Genomic DNA, 19,367 nt, shown 5'->3' with positions numbered 1-19,367 from the left:
AGTAATACTATTTATAGAAAGGCAACAAGCTAATAACAAATGATGAAGGAGTAAGAGGATGAATATACTAAAAAGAGAAAATAAATTAGAAAGACAATGTAGCAAATTTAACATAATTAAAAGAATACAGATAAAGAAAAAACTTCAAGAAGAAGCCATTAATAAAGCACTTAGTAAATACGTGCGTGAAAATATAGATGTAACTAAGCTAGTTTTAACTAGAGCAACTTTAAATGATTTATTAGTAAACAATAAAACAAATGATGAAGGAGCAGATGAAGATGAACAAATTAATGAAACATCTCTATACTACAAAAGAAACTAACAATTATTTTAAATCCGAGTATTATGGCTATAACTTAGTGCCGAAGCATCCAATGATAGCTAAATTGAATAAGATAGCCAGCTCAATAGTGAACTCTAAAGAATGCGAATACTATACAGCTGATGATATAACACAGGAAGTAGCTCTAGTTATAGTAAGAGAAACAAAGAAACTAATTAAGGCTGGACAGATTACAGAAGAATATATAATCGAACGTCTACATGAACAAGATAAGCTTATGGCTACATACTGGAGCTTTTTAGAAAAGAAAGTTGAAGGTCATATAAAAGATGAACTTAAAAAAAGTAAATATGGAGATATGAACTTCTCGACTATTGAAGCATATGGAATTGATGAAGCCACAGGTGAAGAGATTATAGATAGCTTTTTAATATCTAATAGCAACATATATGATGATATAGAAGATAGCCATAACCCTTTTATAAAATGGTTCTTAAAGAATAAGGAAGCGATCTTAACAAAAACCCAGCTTAAGTTTTTAGAATGTAGTGGGATTAACGCAAACAATAATGCACCAGCATTTAGAAAGCGAATTGCTAAGAGAGTATTAAACACATATTATAGACAATATAATGGAACAGCAAAGGAGATAGAAAACATGAATAACATAAATATATTAAGAGAATTGACTAACAACAAGGGAATAAGACAAATAAAAAAATACATCGATGAAGATGTAGTATTTGATATAGTGTATAGCGAGAAGACTACACTAGAAGATAAAGTTAATGTAAGCGAGTTTATAGAAGATTACATAGATCATCTTCCAATTCATACGCATATGAAGCTTATATGCTTATTCGAGCAGAAACTTGCAGAACTAGAAGAAAAACTTGAAAAAAGTGAAGATGAACCATCAAAAATAACTAAAATGGATCGTTATATATAGTATAAACTTATTTTAAGTATTACTAAGTGCTAAGTCGCTCGCAGTGCTTAGTTCATAATTTCTCTCCTTTAAAACTATTATATAATGCTCACATAATCTCTCCTCAAAGCCCAGCTCCTAAAAAAGCTGGGCACATTTTTTTGTCCAAGTTATCCAATAATTATCGGTTTTTAAGAAATAAACTAGCTGCTCTTTAACAAGCACAGTGTCAAAATTGGACTGCTCTATTGCGTCCTCCATATATTCGGCTAATACATGCCAATCTGAATTGCTTAGAAGATTTTCTGTCACTTGATTCGCAGTAACTTCATTCATATTTTCTCGAATAGAAATAATAGCACTTAATAATATATCTGCTAGATAGTTTATATCTTTATACATAACACACAGCTCCTTTTTATTTTATTATATCAAAAATATTTAGAAGTGACTGTGTATTAATACATAGTTCCAAGTAATAAAAGGTTATCAACCAATTATTGAGGAGGAACAAAACAAATGATTAATTTTAGAAGCAACAAACAAAAATACACTTTGGAAGGTATGTACAAGTTAAACCAAAACTTCGGCTTAGAATATGATATGGAAGATGTAGAAGCATACTTAGAAGAACAGATAAACTTTTTTTCAAGCCAACAATTTGATAGTACTTATGACTATGCAAAAGGAAACAGGGTGAAAGAAGATTATATCGAGAGAGTAATAGTCAATAACTTTTTTGAAGAAATGCTAAGACATTGCTTCACATATGACACTTACATCTCTTCTGTAGAGAAAATAGGAGCAGATAAAAATGGGATACAGCTAGATGGAAATAAGGATTCTTTTACAGAGCCAGATTTTTTAGTGACAATGCAAGATGGCACGCAGTATTACTTAGAAGTGCAGTGTACTAATCTAATATACAGCACTATCCCAGTAAAAAAGCATAAAATACATAATACAGATAAATACAACAACTATTATATATTGTTTATAGATACATTAAACAACTTATACGCAGTAATAGATCCTTGCTTCGTTAAAGCAAATTGCCCATTAGTGTCATTGAAAAACATGGATAATAAGTTAGGCTATAAAGTGCCGGTTACACATAACAAGTTTACTTTAGATAAAGATTGCTTCTATCCTATCATGGCGATAGAAACAGAACAATTTGCAAACAAAAAAGCACAACTACTTGCGTAGCTGTGCTTCGAGAATGATGTTGAGTCAAACATCGCTCTACTTAACAAATATATTTTATAACTTTAATAAATAAAAAGCAAGGAGAGAATTAAATGAACACAGCATTATTTATAATCTATACAATAATCATGATTCTTATAGGAGCTAGTATGGGGTTAATTACAGGTTTCTCTATAGCTTTAAACAGACAACTAGATAGTAAAATCAAAGAATTAAAAGGAACTAGATAGAGATTATAGAATTACTAGACTAGATAGAGGAGTAGATAATATGTGTAAAGAAACAGTAAAAATCGAAACAGATGAGGAACTGTATAGTTATATTAACAGTCAAATTTCTGCCTTAATCAAAGAGGGCGAAGAGATTACAGAAGCCTTAGAGATTAAAGCAGAGAAAACTGGTACGCATTATGACGTAACAGTAATTAAAACAAGTATAAAAAAATAATAGAAAGGAGTGGCTTCGTTAATGTCACTGACTTTAAAACAAAAGAGATTCGCAGACTTTTACATAGAATCTGGCAACGCAAGCGAAGCTGCTCGCTTAGCTGGTTACTCAGAGAAGTCTGCTGGCTCGATTGGAAATGAAAACTTGCAAAAACAAGAAATTCGAGATTATATCGATGAAAGGCTTCTTCAACTGCAAGATGAGATGATTGCAGATCAGCGAGAAATACTCACTACTTTAACAGGCTTAATGAGAAGTAGCGAAAGAGATTCAGACCGACTTAAAGCAGCAGAGCTTCTGATGAAGAAATACAATATGTTTACACTACAAGAAGAAATAGATAACTCTACTACTATAGAAGTATGCTTTGTAGAAAATGGAGTACAAGATGGCTAAAGTACAAGTAGCTATTAATAAAGCATATCAACCTGTTTTCTCAAGGAAGGAACGTACTATAGTACTCTATGGAGGAGCTGGAAGTGGCAAATCCAAATTCGCTATACAATACTTCATCTTAAAATACAGTAGAGAAAAACGTACAGCTCTTGTTATAAGAAAAGTAGGAGCTACAATTAGAGATTCCATATTTAAAGAATTTGTCACAGGCTTATCTGAGATGGGACTTTATAATACAAGTAAGATCAATAAGAGCAACTTAAGTATAACGCTTAAGAATGGCTCTCTTTTTATTTTCAAGGGTTTAGATGACAGAGAGAAAATCAAATCAATATCTGGTATTGATGATATCCTTATCGAAGAAGCTACAGAGCTAAACTATGATGATGTTACACAGCTAGACTTAAGACTTAGAAGTAAAGCTTCTAACCAGCAGATAATGATGATGTTCAACCCTGTGTCAAAAGCTAATTGGACCTATAAGACCTACTTTGAAAAAGAAGCTCCTCCAAACACTTTCATATTGAAAACCAACTACAAAGATAACGCATTTTTACCTAAAGCCTATGTAGACAATCTACTCAACATGGCTAAGACAAACCCAACTTATTTTAAAGTTTACGCACTAGGAGATTACGCAACTCTGGATAAACTGATACTAACAAACTATCAAGTCATGCAAGAGAAGGACATAGAACTTCCGAAAGACACCAGCTTCATTATTGGAATGGACTTCGGTTTTACAAATGATCCAACCACAGCCATTCTACTTGGCTATTCAGCTTCTACTGATACCCTATATATACTTGATGAAATATATCGCCTACACATGCTTACAGATGAAATCTACAGCTCTGTAGTTAAGAAAGGCTTTAATAAATATCGCATAATCGGTGACTGTGCAGAGCCTAGATTAATCAAGGAGCTTAAATTAAAAGGCTTGAAGATAGAAGCAGCAAAGAAAGGCTCGGATAGTATCCTCCATGGTATCTTATGGCTCCAATCCAGGAACATAGTCATCTCTGATAAATGCGTAAACACTTTAACAGAGTTTCAGAATTACACATGGCAGAAGGATAAGAAGACAGAAGAATATATAAACAAGCCTATCGATGACTTTAATCATTGTATTGACGCAATAAGATATGGCTGTGAGAAATTCAATACAAAGAACAGACTAAGAACATTAGAAAAGTCAGCATTAGGATTATAAAAGTGAACTTATGTATTCAAATAACACCTAAAAAGTGAACCTCAAATGAACTTTTGTATTCAAATAACACCTAAAAAATGAACTTCAAATTTTTAATTAAGGAGGAAACAATGATAACATTCGAACAAGCAAGAAAGCTATATGATAATTACTGTATTAGTAACAAGCTTAGACTAGAGAAGCTTCTTAATTATTATGACGGTAAGCATAGCATTTTATATAAACCAAATCGAAGCAACGGACAAGCTCCTAGTAAGATAATGAATAACTATCCTAAATATATTTCAACAATGGCTACAGGCTATTTCATAGGTTCGCCTATTACTTATGTGTATCAAGCTGAACAAATGAAAGAGCTGGAGAAGATACATCGCTATAACTATGAAAGCTCACACAATGCAGAGTTAGCTCTTGATATGAGTATTTTCGGAGTAGCGTATGAACTTATCTATTTAGATGAAGCTAGTAAATACTGTTTTGCTTCCGTAGATCCTCGCAACGTATTAACCCTAGATGATGGGAAGATAAAGCCAACAATTACAGACGCAGTAATCTTCGATGAACAGGAGCTGGCTGATAACAAAGTAAGAGTCATTATGGAAGTGTATGATTCATCACAAGTAGCTACTTATGAGTACATCAAAGATACTTGCACACCTAAGGACTTCTCATACAAGCTGCTTAAGACAGAAACTCATAATATCGGCCATTGTCCTGTGATCGAGTACAGGAACAACAAGTTCAAAAAAGGTGACTTTGAAGATGTAATCAGTCTTGTAGACGCATACAATGACGCAACATCTACATCACTTGATGATTTGAAGGACTTTACAGACGCTCTGCTTAAATTAAAGAACTTATCTGGCACAGATGAAGATGATATAGCAAAGATTAAAGATGATAAAGTTATTTTAGTTGATGGCGATGGTGACGCAGATTGGCTAGTTAAGACAATCAATGATACTTACGCACAAAATATCAAAGATAGAATAAAGCATGACATTCACAAGTTCAGCTTTACACCAGACCTTACTGACACAGAATTTTCAGGCAACCTTAGTGGAGTAGCTATTAAGTTCAAGTTTCAATCTCTTGAGCAGCTAAGACAAGAGAAAGAGCGATGGTTTAGAAAAGGACTTGCTAAAAGACTTAATATGATTAACACATACATGAAAAGATATGGAGCTTCTATAGATCCTCTCGATATAGAGATAAAGTTCAGCTCCAACTTACCAATCAATGATTCAGAGATAGCTTCAACTATGGCTGCGCTTTCTGGTATTGTATCAAAGCATACACAGTTATCACAGCTACCTTTTGTACAAGACGTAGAATTGGAGATAAAGCAGTTAAAGAAAGAAGCTAAAGAGAACCCTTCAGAAGCTTCTCAGATAGACAGGGAGGTGCAAGTAGAAGATGATAACAAGAAAAGTGAACCTAACAATCAAGAATAACAAATCTAAGCCAGATAGCAAGATTTATTTATACAGAAAAGATAGAGGAGTTATCTTAAATATCACATTAATAGATAATCCCTACACATTAGATAGCACATTTGCAGGAGCTGTAATAGTTCCTCCTACCAAAGAGCCTGTAACTATCCCAAAAGAACAAGTACAGGACAGCATAATATCCCTACACATAGAAGCTGCTATACTAGACCAGCTCGAAGAAGTAGGTGAACATCTTTGTCATATTCATTTATTTGACTTAGAGAACAATAGAGTTACAGTTCCGGCCTTCTCAATCTTTGTAGAAGACACTGCTGGTGACATGAATGAAGACTATGTTATAGAAGACCTTACAGAAGGAAGAAAAGCGCTAGCAACTTCTATTACTAATCTAGGTGAGCCTACAGCTCCTTCTGACGCATTAGAGAAAATGGCTTCTAACATAGATAAAGCGAAAGAAGATATAGACGCAACCCATGAGCTTGAAATGGAAACCATGGAAGATGAATACTTAGCTCAAATGGGAGCTATGGAAGAAGAACATCTACAGATTATCGAAGATATAAATAATCAGCACATGGCTGAGATGGGTGAGCTTCAGACAGAACTTGAAACTGAAATAGCCAATACAAGAGCTGGTAAGGAGTTTCTTGCTACATCAATTACAAGTAAAGGAGTTGAAACAGCTCCTACAGATTCATTTGAAACTATGGCTGGTAATATAGACAGTATAGAAGTTTCAAGTCCTACAGGCGTGTTAGCAAATAGATTTTATTTTACTGCTGATATGAGTGCTCCAGATACAACTACCAACAATCCTTATTATAAATTATATCTATGGTTTAAAGACTTTGACGGAGAAATTAAAAGGCTTGAAATGAGAGCATATGAAACAAATATTCCTAACAAATATCCAAATGGCGACCAAATGAAAACTATTGGTAATGTAGATTCGGATGGAGAATTTTATGGAACAGGTTATTATTTGCCAGCTTTTGATCCAACCTCTCTATGTTATGCTCAGTACAGAACAGATACAGAAATCGGCAGAACAAGGGCAGGAATGTATGTTACTTATCCATACCCAATGGATATTGTTAAAGTTGAAATGATTATAACAAAATCCTATTATAAGGGTGGAAGTGGAAAATTTACTTTCAAAATGGGTAAGGAGATATGGAATAGCTTGCCTAACTATAAAGAAGCAATCCAGCTTGGAGAAATAGAATTGCTTTCTACAGATACAGATGCTGAAAAAAAGGAAATCTGGACTGCTCCCAACTATACAGAGCCACATCTGCCAACTACTCTTGAATATGATGAGAAAGAAGCTAATATGATTCAAGAGCAAATAGAACATTTTAAACACAATATCATAAATGCAAATAAAGCTATAGAAAATTTACAAGCACTCATTTAACTGGGTGCTTTTATTATGCCTTTTTTACTTGTTATAGGCTCTAAAGAATAACTCGGATATTAGTCTACTCGGACTTAAAACTGGAGGTAATTAACTATGGAAGAAAACATTCAATCAACAGAAACACAACAAGTAGAAAATCAAGAGCAAGTAGCTCCAGAAGGTCAGAAGTTCTTCTCACAAGAGGACGTAGAGCTAATGATTACTAAAAGACTTGCTAGAGAGAAAACAAGAATGGAAAAAGAAGCTGAAAAGCAAAGAAAACTTGCAGAGATGTCAGCAGAAGAAAGACTAAGAGCTGATATGGAAGAGCAAAGAAGAGAGCTGGCTGAATTTAAGGCTAAGTCTATGAAAGCTGAACTGAACATCAAAGCTACAGAACAACTTAGAAGCTATGGTGTAGATACTTCATTAGCTCCGTTTTTAATTGGTTCAGATGAAGAAGAAACAATTATGAATGTAAGAAAGTTCAAGACAGTATGGGATATGGCTATTAAGAGTGCTACAGATAGAGCACTTGCTGGTACAACACCATCTAAGCCGAATGTAATTCCTACAGATGAAGAAACAGATCCATTATTAAAAGCATTTTCAAAAACAGGCTGGTAATTAACCAGTCTTTTTTAATACAAAAAATTATTAACTAAGGAGGTCATATTATATGGCTATAACATTAACAGAAAAATTTGCAAAAAAAGTAGATGAAAGATTTAAAGCTGGTTCACTATCCAATGCTGGTGTAAACCATGACTATTCATTCGAAGGAGCTAAGACAATCAAGATTACTTCTGTACCAACAGTACCAATGAATGATTATTCAAGAGTTGGTTCTAATAGATATGGTAATCCAACTGAGCTTCAAAATGAGATCCAAGAAGCTACATTAACTCAAGACAAATCTTTTACATTCACAATAGATAAGATGAATGAGGAAGAAACAATGATAAAAGCTTCAGAAGCTTTAGCAAGACAAATAGATCAAGAGATTATACCAATGATTGATACTTATAGATTCGAAAAGATTGCAGAAGGCGCAGAAGAAGTAATTATAGTTGCTAAAAAGCCATATGAAGCAGTATTAGATGCAACAGAGAAAATGGATGAAGCTTTAGTTCCACAAGAAGGAAGAATACTGTACGTTAAGAACAGTTTCTATAAAGGAATAAAGCTAGATCCTTCATTTGTATTGGCTTCAGAGTCTGGTATGAGTATCAAGTTTAAAGGACAAGTTGGTGAAATAGATGGATTTGCAGTAATTAAAGTGCCTGCAAATAGAATGCCAGAAGGTGTGGAGTTCATCGCTTGCCACCCATGTGCTACTTGTGCAGCAGATAAGCTTCAAGATTATATAGTTCATATGGATGCTCCAGGATATAACGGTGCATTAGTAGAGGGAAGAGTTTACTATGACGCATTCAAGCTTAACAACAAAGAGGGCGCAGTTGTAGTAGGTAAACCAGCAGTATAGTAGAAAGGACAGGCTTCGAGAATGGATATACTAGAGAACCTAAAGCTGTTCTATGGAATTGCAGAAGAGGATGAATCTAAGGATTCATTCTTCGAAGCACTCATAGATGAAGCTAAAGCAGACGCTATGGCTTATTGTAACCTTACTGTGTATAACAACTCACTAGATTCTACAGTATGCAAAATGGTAAGGTACAAGAAAACACAAATAGGAGCAGAAGGATTATCGGCTCAATCTTATAGTGGTGTATCTGAAAGCCTACTATTCGATTATCCAGTAGATATATATAAAGCTCTTAATAGATTTAAGAAGGTTAGAACTCTATGATAAATAATCAGATGAAACCTTATAAGCTCTATGTGAGAGAAGCTGGATATGATGAGTATGGTCAACCAGCTTCTTCTTTTATCTATAGCAAGACTGTAGACGTTGCTATCAATAATAAGGAATACAAGGTGAATGAAAAAGATATTCGCTATGTAGAAGCTACACACATAGGACTAACTCAAGATAAAACACTTTCTACAGATATGAAGCTAGTTGATGGAGATACAGCGTACATGATTAGATATACAAATAACTTCGGAAGACTTGCTCAATTATCATTACAAGAGGTGTAGCATGGCAGTAACTATTAAAAACATGGACAGCTTAATTTCAAAACTCAACACATTATCAAGTAAGAACTTATACATGGATTCATTAAAAGAAACTGCCAATACAATAAAGGAAGACGCACAGGAACTATGCCCAGTACAAACAGGTACATTACGTGATTCAATTACCGTTAAAGTAAATTCAGCACAGCAAGAGGTAAGCATAGGAACAGACGTAGAGTACGCAGTAAATGTTGAGTATGGTGACAAAGACCAGAGGGCGAAACCCTTTATGAATCCAGCATTAGAAGCTAATAGAAAATATATTATAAAAGATATTATAAAACATATTAGAAAGGTGGCTAGATAATGATTGATTATAAGCCACAGTTAGTTAAGGAGCTGCAAAAAGCTGGACTACCAATTTTCTATGAAAGCTTCTTAAATGACAAGACACAATATCCTTGTATCACATATACCGAGATTAACAATGCAGATACCTTAGTAGGGGACACGCTCTCTTATAGTGATGTGACATTCATGATTAAAGTGTGGGCAAGTGATATTAGAACTCTTAGCGAAAAAGCTATAGAGATAGATAGAATAATGAAACCATTAGGCTTTAGGAGATTGAGTTCTCTTGAAGTCTTTAATAATGCCCTTTTTCAGAAAGTAATCAAATATAAGGGCACAGCAAAAGAACTATTGAATAACTAAGGAGGTCATGCACATGGCAGGACAAGGAATATTATCAAAAGGTATAACACTATCTTATAAGAAGGACACAGAATTTGTTGTAATCCCTGATTTGCAAGAAGTACCTGAATTGGGTGGAACAGTAGAGAAAGTTGAGGTAACTACTCTAGCAGATGGCTCTAAGAGATACATCAATGGTATCAAAGACTATGGAGATTTAGCATTCAAGTTCTTATATGATAACTCTGGAGAAGGAGCTTCTTACAGAATATTAAGAGGACTAGAGGAAGCAGAGGGAATAGATGAATATAAAGTAGAGCTTCCAGATGGAACTGCTTTTACATTCTCAGCTTCTGTAGCAACTAAGTTAGATGGAGCTTCTGTAAACGGAGCTTTAACATTCACAGCTACTCTAACATTAAACAGCGATATGGAAGTATCAAATCCAGCATAAGACAAACACAGGGGCAACATCTGCCCCTTATTTTTTTTACTAATAATAATCAAAGTGAGGTAATTTAACATGATGTATACAAATTTAACTATAGGAACTAAAGAATTAAAACTAAGACTTAGAGCAAGAGATTGTGTAGAGCTAGAAAGAAAGCTTGGCAAATCTCCACTAGATGTAATGATGGAGCTATCTAATGGTTCAATGCCAAAGGTAGGTACATTAATCACTATTCTTCATTCATCTTTACAAGCATTTGAACATGGCTACACAGAAGAAAAGACTTATGACTTATATGATGAGTACGTAGAAGCTGGTGGAACATTAGTAGAGCTTATGCCTGTAATTTTAGAAGTATTCAAAGTGTCTGGATTCTTCAAGGAAGAGCAGAAGCAAGGTGAAGAGGCAAAAAACTAAGTAGTGGGCAAGGGAAAGCTTTGCCCACAAAACCTCAGACACTAGAAGAAGTATTCAATGAATTACTTCCACTCGCAGTAAGAGCCGGAATATCCATAAATAATTATTGGGAGCTTACCTATGGTGAAATTTGTATATATCTCAAAGCCTACAATGATGAAAAATTAGAAAGGACAAGAGAGCAAGCTTCACTTACATATAGGTTAGCTGATTTAATCGGTGCAAGTGTAGCTCGCCTTCTTGATTCTAACAGTGAATATCCAAGTATAGATAAAGCTTTCCCAGGCCTATTTGATGATGTAGTCAAGGAGCAGAAGAAAGAGAAGGATTGGTCAGTAGACGTAGCAAGGTTTATGAACTTTGCTATGGCTCACAATAAGAAATTTAAAAAATAATGGAGGTGTAAAGCATGGCAGAACAATTAACTATAGAACAGTTACAGATTATTATTTCAGCTAATATGAGTAAACTTCAATCAGAGTTCAAGAAAGTACAAACTGAAATCAATAAAGGAGCTAAAGAGATAGACAGATCCTTCGGTAAACTTACTACTAATCTTAATAGCGTCAACAACTCTCTTAAGACAATGAATAGTAATGTAACTAACGTTAAAAAGAACATGGAAGCATTAACTACAAGTGTTACTAAAGCAACCAACTCTATCAAAGAAGCTTTAAATGCAACTAATCAGCTTAAGACTGCAATATCTGGTGTGAATACTAATATAGTTATCAAGACACAGTACGCAGAAAATAAGCAAAGTAATTCTTCTACTGCTGATATGATGTCAAGCCTTGCTATGGGCGCAACTGTAGGGAAAGCAGTAGGAAATGAAGTAAAGGCTGGAATAATTCAAACCATAAGTGGAAGTAACCTAGGTAAAGCTGTAAAGAATGACGCAGAAGCTGTTAAAGATGTATATGGTAATGTTTTCAAAGCTGTTACTAAAGATTATGAAGACATGATTACTAGACAGAGAAAGCAACTTGAGAAGCTGGGTGTAAAAGATCCTCTTAAGAATGCTTTCAAAGAGGTAAACATAGGCTGGGGTTCAGAATCATTTGATGAAGATGGACAAAGAGAAGTTCTACAGGAAACTGTAACAGTATATCAGACCATGATGGCTTCATTTAAAGAAACCATAGCTTCTTATGTAGATAAGATAAAGTCCTTAACTGGCATAACTAGTAAACAAGATAATGCAGTACCAACTATTTCGGCTCCAAGGTCATTTGATAGAGGTTCATCTTCAAATATGAATGCAGTACAAACTCAAATACAAGCCATTCAAAATAAGATAAAGCCTTTAACAGATAAGTTGGCTGAAATACCTAATAAAATAAAGATAGCAGTAACGCAGGCTACATATGCAATAGAGCGAGGACTTTTCCAAGTAGCAGGCTCTACAGCATTTACCAAGATAAAAGGTTCGATAAATAAAGTAAGCGAAGCTGGTAAGAAGTGGAGCAATTCCATAAAAGATGTTTCAGCTAAAATTAGCAAAGCTACTATAAGCACTCATAAATATAAGGCAAGTCAAGATTCATTAGCAAAGTCTACAGATAGGGTGAAAGCTTCTACTAATGGACTTATAGGCACTCTTAAGAGGTTACTTCCGTTCTTATCTGTATTTATGGTATTCAGAACAATAGGTAAATCTATATCAAGTGCTATGGATTCTATAGAGAATGCTAACCTAATCGGAGTTGTGTTTGGTAAAGATACAAAGGCCATTGAAGAGTGGGCAGATACATTACAGGATAGTGTAGGGGTTGCGTCACAGGAGTTACAGAAAAACGCAGCAACCATTTTTAATATGGCTACTTCACTAGGTATGGGTAGGGATAGTGCAATGGATATGTCAAAAGCATTATCTAGTCTTGCTGGTGATATGGCTTCCTTCTATAACATTAGTTCTGATGAAGCTTTCACTAAGTTAAGAAGTGGTATAACAGGAGAAACAGAAGCTCTTAAACAGCTAGGAATAATGGTTGATGTAAATACTCTTAAGCAGTATGGCTACAAAGACGCTATGAGCAATTCAGAGAAGATGATGATAAGATATCAAGCTATTATGGCTCAGACATCAACAGCGCAAGGTGATTTTGCTAGAAGCATAGATAGTCCTGCAAACCAATTAAGATTACTTCAATTACAACTAAATCAGACAATGATATCTCTAGGTAAATGCTTTATGCCAATAGTACAAGTGGTTCTTCCAATACTTAACTCATTTGTGCGAGCACTTAATAAGGTACTAGGTGTAATAGCTAACTTTATGTACGCTCTGTTCGGTATTCAAATGACTTCCTCTGGTGGAAGTGGTGGAGGAATAGGAGCAGTAGCTGGTGATGTATCTGACTTAGGAGGAAACTTAGATAGTGCTACAGCAAGTGCTAAGAAGCTAAAAGGCTCACTAATGGGATTCGATGAAATAAACATAATGAGTACTAATAAAGATAGTGGTTCTGGTGACTCTGGTGGAGCTGGTGCTGGTGGTGGCTCTGTAGATATGGATATAAAACCTAACATAGACATGACACAAGTAGAAACTCCTATAAGCAAACTAGCTGAAAAGATAAGAGGATATTTCGCTGGCATTAAATTCGATAATCTAATAGCAAGCTTCGAAAATCTTAAAGCTTCTATAAAACCAATTATAGATACCATCGGAGAAAGTATTCTATGGTTCATAGAAAATATACTCGCTCCACTTTCTAAATGGGTAATAGAGGACGCATTACCAGCTTTCTTTGATTTATTATCGGGTGCATTGAAAGTTTTAGATCCTATTCTTAAAGGCTTTCAAACTTCATTCACATGGTTATGGGATTATTTCTTACAACCAATCGCAGAATGGACAGGTGGCATAATTGTATCTGTACTTGAAGGATTAGCAGTAGCTTTAACAGCAATAGGAGATTGGATGAAAGAACATCAAGAAGTAATCAATGTAATCACTCTCCTTGTATCATCATTTGCATTAGCATGGGGTGCAGTTAATTTAGCGATAGGAATATGGAACGGTATATGTTTAATAGCAACTGCAATAACTTCTGGATTCGCTGGTGTAGTTGCATTCTTAACTTCACCAATTACTCTTGTAATACTAGCAATAGGAGCTTTAATTACAGCAGGTGTATTACTGGCTAAGAACTGGGATAAGATTAAGGAAATAGCTATAGAAGCATGGGACAAGATAAAAGAAAAGACTGGAGAAGCTGTCGAAAAGATAAAGCAGTTCTTCACAGATATTAAAGATAAGGCACTTGAAATATTCAATGCAATAAAAGATGACTTTAATAAATGGAAGGACGCAATGATCCAATTCGGTAAGGATTGCTGGAAAGGAATCAAAGATACATTCAGCAATGTTGTATCATGGTTCGGACAGATATTTAGTGACGCATGGACAGCTATCAAGAATGTATTCTCTCCTGTGGGTAAGTTCTTCGGTGGAGTATGGAATACTATTAAGAGCCAGTTTACTAATATAGCAACATCTATTGGTAACGCAATGGGTGGAGCATTCAAATCTACTATTAACACAGTTATTAACTTTGCAGAGAATACTATCAATGGATTTATTAGAGCTATTAACAGAGCTATTAAATTAATCAATGCTATTCCAGGAGTTAATATTAACACTCTTAGCACAATAAATGTTCCTAGACTTGCTAGGGGAGGTATTGTAGATAAGCCTACTCTTATGGGTTCATATATCGCTGGAGATTCTCTAAGTGGTGGCTCTCAAAAAGAGATGGTAGTACCACTGGAAAATACAAGCTTCACTACTAAGATAGCACAGGCTATGGGAGAAGCAGTAGAGAATGCTATGGAGAGAAAGTTCCCAAGCACAGACAATGGAGATACAAGAGATATAGTTATTCAAGTAGGTTCTACAGAGTTTGCTAGAGTTGCTATTAACTCTATAAATGAATTACAGGGGCAAGTAGGGGCGACATTAATCAACATTTAATCATATATTTTACAAATTTTATTGAAGGTTGTATAATTGTAAGATAATAAGATGGGTGAGGTGTTTACTATGCGTAGTGCTTTTAAGAAAGAAAATATCAAAGCATGGGAGTGCAGGATAAATAAAATTTTTCCATGTGGACGTCCGATAACATGTGAATGGACAGAATTAGAAGATATTATAAATGTTCTCAGTGTTGTAAGTGATGAGAGTTTAGGGCATATGCTTTGTCCAAACGGAGGTGGGGTAGATTTAACACAGACTAAAGGAGCTGATGAAGAAGGGTGTATTGAAGTATACAGTGGAAGATCATGTAAGATTTTAAAACCTAAAAAACTAATTTTTCACTCTTGTCAAAATGAATATGAGTGGGATTATTTTAGAATAGAAACAGAACAGTTAAGTCCATCTGGAGTATATGAAGATTTGGGAGGCTTTGATTGTGAGGAGTTAGCATATATCAATCATAAATATTACATTGATAGATCTTTTTGGAATTTAGGTTATTACTATGATGAATATGGTAATGAAAAGAAGTTTACTGATGATGACACAATTGTAACAAGAGTATTTAAAGGAGATTTTGTTATTTTTGCAAAGACATCTTTTTATAATTCATTGGGTGAGACATATGATGGTAGACACAGTAAACTTAATGATAAGAGATTTTATGATTACGTAAAAGCTATGTGCAATAAAGTAACTAATCGATAATTAAAAGTTAAAATTATATTTTAAAAGGCTTGTATCAGTTACTGCTGATATGAGTCTTTTTATTATGCAAAAAAGGAGGTCATTAATATGGCTATTCTAAAAATAAATGGGAAGGCAATTATGAATCCTTCTAAAATATCCTACACAATATCAGATATGGATTCAGATGAAACTTTCCGAAGCTTAACTGGTGAGCTTATTAGAGATAGAATTACCAGCAAAGTAAAGCTAGAGTGTAGCTGGAATGCAATGGACGTACCTTCCATGAGTACATTGCTTACTGCTATGCAAGATGTATTCTTTCAGCTAACCTATTTTGACGCAAAAGCAGGAAAAGAGCTTACTAAAACGTTCTATGTAGGTGACAGAACAGCTTCTATTTACTCTGTAATAGATGGCAAGATAGTTTATCAGTCCTTCTCTGCTAACTTCATAGAAAGGTAAGGTAGGGATATGTATATAACATCAGATGAATACAAGGAAACTATTAAGTCAGCTATTAGAGAATTTGACTTAGAAATGAAGATAGCTGGTAAGGTAGTAGAAAACATATATATTCAAGACTTAACCTTTGAATATGATATGGCTCCAGCAGATGAATTTATCATAGGACAGGTTATCTGCCCAAAACTTACTTTCAATGTTCATAAGTCATTAATCATAGGAGCTGGCTTTACTGTTGAACCAACTATTAAGGTAAAAGTCGGACTAAATCTCGAAAACATTCCTATGGGTAAGTTCTATGTAGCAGATATAAAAGAAAAAGGAGCAGTAAAAACCATAACTTGTTATGACTACACATACAAACTGAATACTGGTTACTTTTCAGAGCTAAGCTTCCCTTCTAATACTACAGAGGTGATGAATGAGATAGCTTCTAAGCTTAAGTTAAGCATAGATGGTAATATACCTACCTACCCTATAGTTACAAAGCCAGAGGGCATGGTCTACAGAGAGCTGATGGGATATATTGCTTCGCTTTGTGGAGGTAACTTTAGGTTTAATAGAGCTGGTAAGATAGAACTTCTAAAAATGTCTGCTGCTAAATATGAACTTGATACTGATAGATACACAAATCCAGTCAAACAGGATTCATTGTATAAGCTTCAGAAGATAACTTGTTCCGTAAGTGAAGAAGAAGCTCTAGCTTCTGGTACAGTTACAGATGGAATAGAGATGGTTCTAACAAATCCATATATGACACAATCAAGGCTTGATGAAATATTATTCGATTTAAAAGCACTCTCTTTTTATCCATTGTCACTCAAAATGCAAGGAGATCCTTCGCTAGATATAGGTGATATCATATCAGTTACGCTAAAAGATGGCTCTAAAGTAAAACTACCGTTAATGAGAGTCAAGTATAGATATGCTGGTTCCTTTGGGGCAGAGCTTATGAGTGTAGCGAAAAGTCCAGAGAAGAAAAAAGCAGAGTATAAGGGAAGCATAACTCAAAAGATAGAAAACATTGTAACGGAGCAAATCATATTAAAAGAGCTTGTTGTAAACTCGGCTACAATAGAGAACCTTGTTGCACTTAGAGCAGAACTTGAGAAGCTTATTGCTGATAAGGCAACTATAGGACAATTAGAAGCACTTGACGCAGAAATACAATACTTAAATGCTACTAAAGCAACTATTGAAGCACTTAAAGCTCTTGAGATTAAGACTAAAGAATTAATCGCTGAGAAGATTTCTGTAGAAGAATTTGAAGCAGAAAAAGCTTCTATTATAGAGTTAATTGCACAGAAGATAAGTGTTGAACAGCTTAATGCAGTTAAAGCTACTTTAGAAGAATTGATTGCTAAGAAAGCTTCTATTGAAGAATTAGACGCAGTTAATATCAGAGTAGATAAATTAGAAGCTACAACAATAACCGTTGAAGTGCTAGAAGCATATAAAGCAGTAGTTAATGAATTGCTTGCTAAAAAAGTTAGTGCAGAAGAGTTTGAAGCACAGAAAGCAGAATTTAAAGTAATGCTTTCTAAGAAGGCAACTATAGAGGAACTGGAAGCATATAAGGCTACTATCAATGAACTTTTAGCAGACATGGTTACAACCGAAAAGCTTACTGCTGAACTTGCTACTATTAAGAAGCTTATCGCAGACAAAGTTAGTGCTGAAGAACTTGAAGCATTTGAAGCTAATATAACTAAGTTAATAGCAGATAAGGCAACTATAGGACAACTTATTGCTCTTGAAGGTAAGTTCAATACTCTTAAATCTAATATTATTGAAACAATTAACCTTAGTGCAGAAGAAGCTGTAATCAATAGTGCAAGAATTGGAGATTTATCAGCACTTAAAATTACATCTGGCTTATTAGATACATCTAAGGTAAGAGTTGTATCGCCTTCTGGTAACTTGTCGATAGAAGGTAACACAATTCAAATAAGAGATAAAACTCCTATAGTGAGAGTACAGATAGGGGAGGACGCACAAAAGCATTATGGAATCATAGTTAGAGATTTAAACGGTGATGTAATCTTCGATTCTGATTATGGTGTGTATGAAGGTGGTATCAAGAATGATGCAGTTACCACAGATAAGATAAAAGATGATAGCATTACTCCAGATAAGATAATTATAAAGGACTTATTTGCATTTAAGGCTTTCATAGAAAACTTACAAGCAGTAACTATAGATGTTAAGCAGTTAGTTGTATCGAATGTAAAGATAAAAGGAGATATGCTTGATCTTGAAGGGGCAGTAAGCTTTAGCTCACTTTCATCTGACTTTGATGAAATATTTAAAAATGGATCTGCTGATGGAAAAACCTATATTAATGGTGGAGCTATCCTAACCGAAAGTGTTACTGCTGACAAGATAAAGGTTAAAGGACTTACAGTAAACAATAAAAATAACACTCCTACATTCCAGATAACAGAAGATGGAGATACTTTAATAGATGGCACATTATCATCATCTAATTTTACTGAAAAAACTGGATATAAGATTACTCCAGATGGTAACGCAGTCTTCAACCAAGCTACAATAAGAGGAAACATAATACTTCCTAAGGCTGGTATAACTGACTATGGAAACCTTGATAAGAGTGTAAGAATATGGGCAGGAGCTTCCTATGAAGATAGAGAAACAGCTCCTTTTAAAGTCTATCAAGATGGTACAGTAAGTGCTACTAGAGGAGAATTTGGTGGAACTTTTACTGGACAGCTTAGTATAGGAAACATTCATATATCAGATACAAACACTACTAAGGCTAAGGTTAGTATCAAAGATAACAATGACATAATTGAAAAGATACTTTTGACTGATGAAGAAGCTCAGTTTGACGTTAACTTCTTAATTGGTACAAGTGCAGATAAAAGAATTGAATACATTAAAGATGAAAGAAACCTTAATATAAGAAATACTAAAGTAAATTACTTTGGAAGCACTACTAATATAAATATCAAAGATAGTGGCCAGACAGAGCTTGTAGGAAATGGTGGAGGACATCATGTTATCAAACAACTTTATGGTGAAACTTTGAACTTTGATAGCAAAGGTGTATCTAGTAGTGATGGTGACTTTTACTTTACAAGAAAAGATAAGAAGGAATATGTTAAAGTGACTGTAGAAGGTGAGCTTTCTGTTTCCTCTAAGATAACCAGTAAAAATCATAATATAGAAATAAGACATATTAAGAGCAATGAACCAGAAGAAGCTGGCATAGGCTTTTATATAAACTAAGGA

At 34.5% G+C, this 19,367-nt stretch carries 23 protein-coding genes; 22 read left to right on the top strand and 1 reads right to left on the bottom strand.

All coding sequences use genetic code 11. The annotated features are described in order from the left end of the window. The first annotated feature begins 58 nt into the window (after positions 1-58). Entirely contained in the window at positions 59-325 is a 267-nt protein-coding gene (locus tag BN1075_RS20045; protein WP_040195069.1) for a hypothetical protein, read from the top strand. Continuing rightward, positions 282-1,235, top strand: a complete 954-nt coding sequence (locus BN1075_RS20040) for a hypothetical protein (protein ID WP_040195068.1) — start codon at positions 282-284, stop codon at positions 1,233-1,235. The genes BN1075_RS20045 and BN1075_RS20040 overlap by 44 nt, the downstream gene beginning before the upstream one ends. A 117-nt stretch (positions 1,236-1,352) precedes the next feature. Here the strand turns inward: BN1075_RS20040 and BN1075_RS20035 are convergent, their stop codons facing one another. Further along, positions 1,353-1,550, bottom strand: a complete 198-nt coding sequence (locus BN1075_RS20035) for a hypothetical protein (RefSeq protein WP_148315554.1) — start codon at positions 1,548-1,550, stop codon at positions 1,353-1,355. Between the two features lie 183 nt (positions 1,551-1,733). Here BN1075_RS20035 and BN1075_RS20030 point away from each other — a divergent pair, with 183 nt between their 5' ends. From BN1075_RS20030 to BN1075_RS19945, 20 genes are all read left to right on the top strand, one after another. Beyond that, the gene (locus tag BN1075_RS20030) at positions 1,734-2,423 is read left to right on the top strand and encodes a hypothetical protein (protein WP_040195066.1); all 690 of its coding nucleotides are present in this window, start codon (positions 1,734-1,736) and stop codon (positions 2,421-2,423) included. A gap of 92 nt (positions 2,424-2,515) precedes the next feature. Next, entirely contained in the window at positions 2,516-2,653 is a 138-nt protein-coding gene (locus BN1075_RS21820) for a hypothetical protein (protein WP_156132850.1), read from the top strand. 40 nt (positions 2,654-2,693) lie between these two features. Then, on the top strand, positions 2,694-2,870 hold the full coding sequence (locus BN1075_RS21815; RefSeq protein WP_156132848.1) for a hypothetical protein: 177 nt from the start codon (positions 2,694-2,696) through the stop codon (positions 2,868-2,870). 21 nt (positions 2,871-2,891) lie between these two features. Next, complete coding sequence (locus BN1075_RS20025; RefSeq protein WP_040195065.1) at positions 2,892-3,266, top strand: terminase small subunit; 375 nt, start codon at positions 2,892-2,894, stop codon at positions 3,264-3,266. Further along, on the top strand, positions 3,259-4,479 hold the full coding sequence (locus BN1075_RS20020; protein ID WP_197072353.1) for a PBSX family phage terminase large subunit: 1,221 nt from the start codon (positions 3,259-3,261) through the stop codon (positions 4,477-4,479). Before BN1075_RS20025 ends, BN1075_RS20020 begins: the two co-directional genes overlap by 8 nt. A 110-nt stretch (positions 4,480-4,589) precedes the next feature. After that, a complete protein-coding gene (locus tag BN1075_RS20015) occupies positions 4,590-5,933 on the top strand; it encodes a phage portal protein (protein WP_040195063.1) in 1,344 nt (447 codons plus the stop codon). After that, complete coding sequence (locus BN1075_RS20010) at positions 5,896-7,350, top strand: hypothetical protein (RefSeq protein WP_040195062.1); 1,455 nt, start codon at positions 5,896-5,898, stop codon at positions 7,348-7,350. The genes BN1075_RS20015 and BN1075_RS20010 overlap by 38 nt, the downstream gene beginning before the upstream one ends. Before the next feature lie 96 nt (positions 7,351-7,446). Then, positions 7,447-7,959, top strand: coding sequence for a DUF4355 domain-containing protein (locus tag BN1075_RS20005; protein WP_040195061.1), 513 nt, complete (start codon positions 7,447-7,449; stop codon positions 7,957-7,959). A 52-nt stretch (positions 7,960-8,011) separates the two neighbouring features. Beyond that, complete coding sequence (locus BN1075_RS20000; RefSeq protein WP_040195060.1) at positions 8,012-8,818, top strand: major capsid protein; 807 nt, start codon at positions 8,012-8,014, stop codon at positions 8,816-8,818. A gap of 21 nt (positions 8,819-8,839) precedes the next feature. Then, positions 8,840-9,145: a phage head-tail connector protein gene (locus BN1075_RS19995; RefSeq protein ID WP_040195059.1), complete on the top strand. Its 306-nt coding sequence runs from the start codon at positions 8,840-8,842 to the stop codon at positions 9,143-9,145. Then, positions 9,142-9,438, top strand: a complete 297-nt coding sequence (locus BN1075_RS19990; protein WP_040195058.1) for a hypothetical protein — start codon at positions 9,142-9,144, stop codon at positions 9,436-9,438. The genes BN1075_RS19995 and BN1075_RS19990 overlap by 4 nt, the downstream gene beginning before the upstream one ends. Position 9,439: 1 nt before the next feature. Continuing rightward, positions 9,440-9,784 carry an HK97-gp10 family putative phage morphogenesis protein gene (locus tag BN1075_RS19985; protein WP_040195057.1) on the top strand — a complete coding sequence of 115 codons (345 nt, stop codon included), beginning with the start codon at positions 9,440-9,442 and terminating at the stop codon, positions 9,782-9,784. Further along, positions 9,784-10,131, top strand: a complete 348-nt coding sequence (locus BN1075_RS19980) for a hypothetical protein (RefSeq protein WP_040195056.1) — start codon at positions 9,784-9,786, stop codon at positions 10,129-10,131. Before BN1075_RS19985 ends, BN1075_RS19980 begins: the two co-directional genes overlap by 1 nt. Before the next feature lie 13 nt (positions 10,132-10,144). After that, positions 10,145-10,564: a phage tail tube protein gene (locus tag BN1075_RS19975; protein WP_040195055.1), complete on the top strand. Its 420-nt coding sequence runs from the start codon at positions 10,145-10,147 to the stop codon at positions 10,562-10,564. A gap of 69 nt (positions 10,565-10,633) precedes the next feature. Beyond that, positions 10,634-10,978 carry a DUF6096 family protein gene (locus BN1075_RS19970; RefSeq protein WP_042387492.1) on the top strand — a complete coding sequence of 115 codons (345 nt, stop codon included), beginning with the start codon at positions 10,634-10,636 and terminating at the stop codon, positions 10,976-10,978. A gap of 20 nt (positions 10,979-10,998) precedes the next feature. Continuing rightward, on the top strand, positions 10,999-11,373 hold the full coding sequence (locus BN1075_RS19965; protein ID WP_040195054.1) for a hypothetical protein: 375 nt from the start codon (positions 10,999-11,001) through the stop codon (positions 11,371-11,373). Between the two features lie 14 nt (positions 11,374-11,387). Continuing rightward, positions 11,388-14,957, top strand: coding sequence for a phage tail tape measure protein (locus tag BN1075_RS19960; protein ID WP_040195053.1), 3,570 nt, complete (start codon positions 11,388-11,390; stop codon positions 14,955-14,957). A gap of 69 nt (positions 14,958-15,026) precedes the next feature. Continuing rightward, a complete protein-coding gene (locus BN1075_RS19955) occupies positions 15,027-15,671 on the top strand; it encodes a hypothetical protein (RefSeq protein WP_052406665.1) in 645 nt (214 codons plus the stop codon). Between the two features lie 87 nt (positions 15,672-15,758). Next, entirely contained in the window at positions 15,759-16,115 is a 357-nt protein-coding gene (locus BN1075_RS19950) for a DUF6711 family protein (RefSeq protein ID WP_040195052.1), read from the top strand. A gap of 9 nt (positions 16,116-16,124) precedes the next feature. Then, positions 16,125-19,364 carry a coiled-coil domain-containing protein gene (locus tag BN1075_RS19945; protein WP_040195051.1) on the top strand — a complete coding sequence of 1,080 codons (3,240 nt, stop codon included), beginning with the start codon at positions 16,125-16,127 and terminating at the stop codon, positions 19,362-19,364. Positions 19,365-19,367: the final 3 nt, after the last annotated feature.

It is taken from the genome of Clostridium culturomicium (genome assembly GCF_000821305.1).
GTDB classification, from domain to species: domain Bacteria; phylum Bacillota; class Clostridia; order Clostridiales; family Clostridiaceae; genus Clostridium_J; species Clostridium_J culturomicium.
This window is presented reverse-complemented; position numbering and strand designations above follow the sequence as displayed.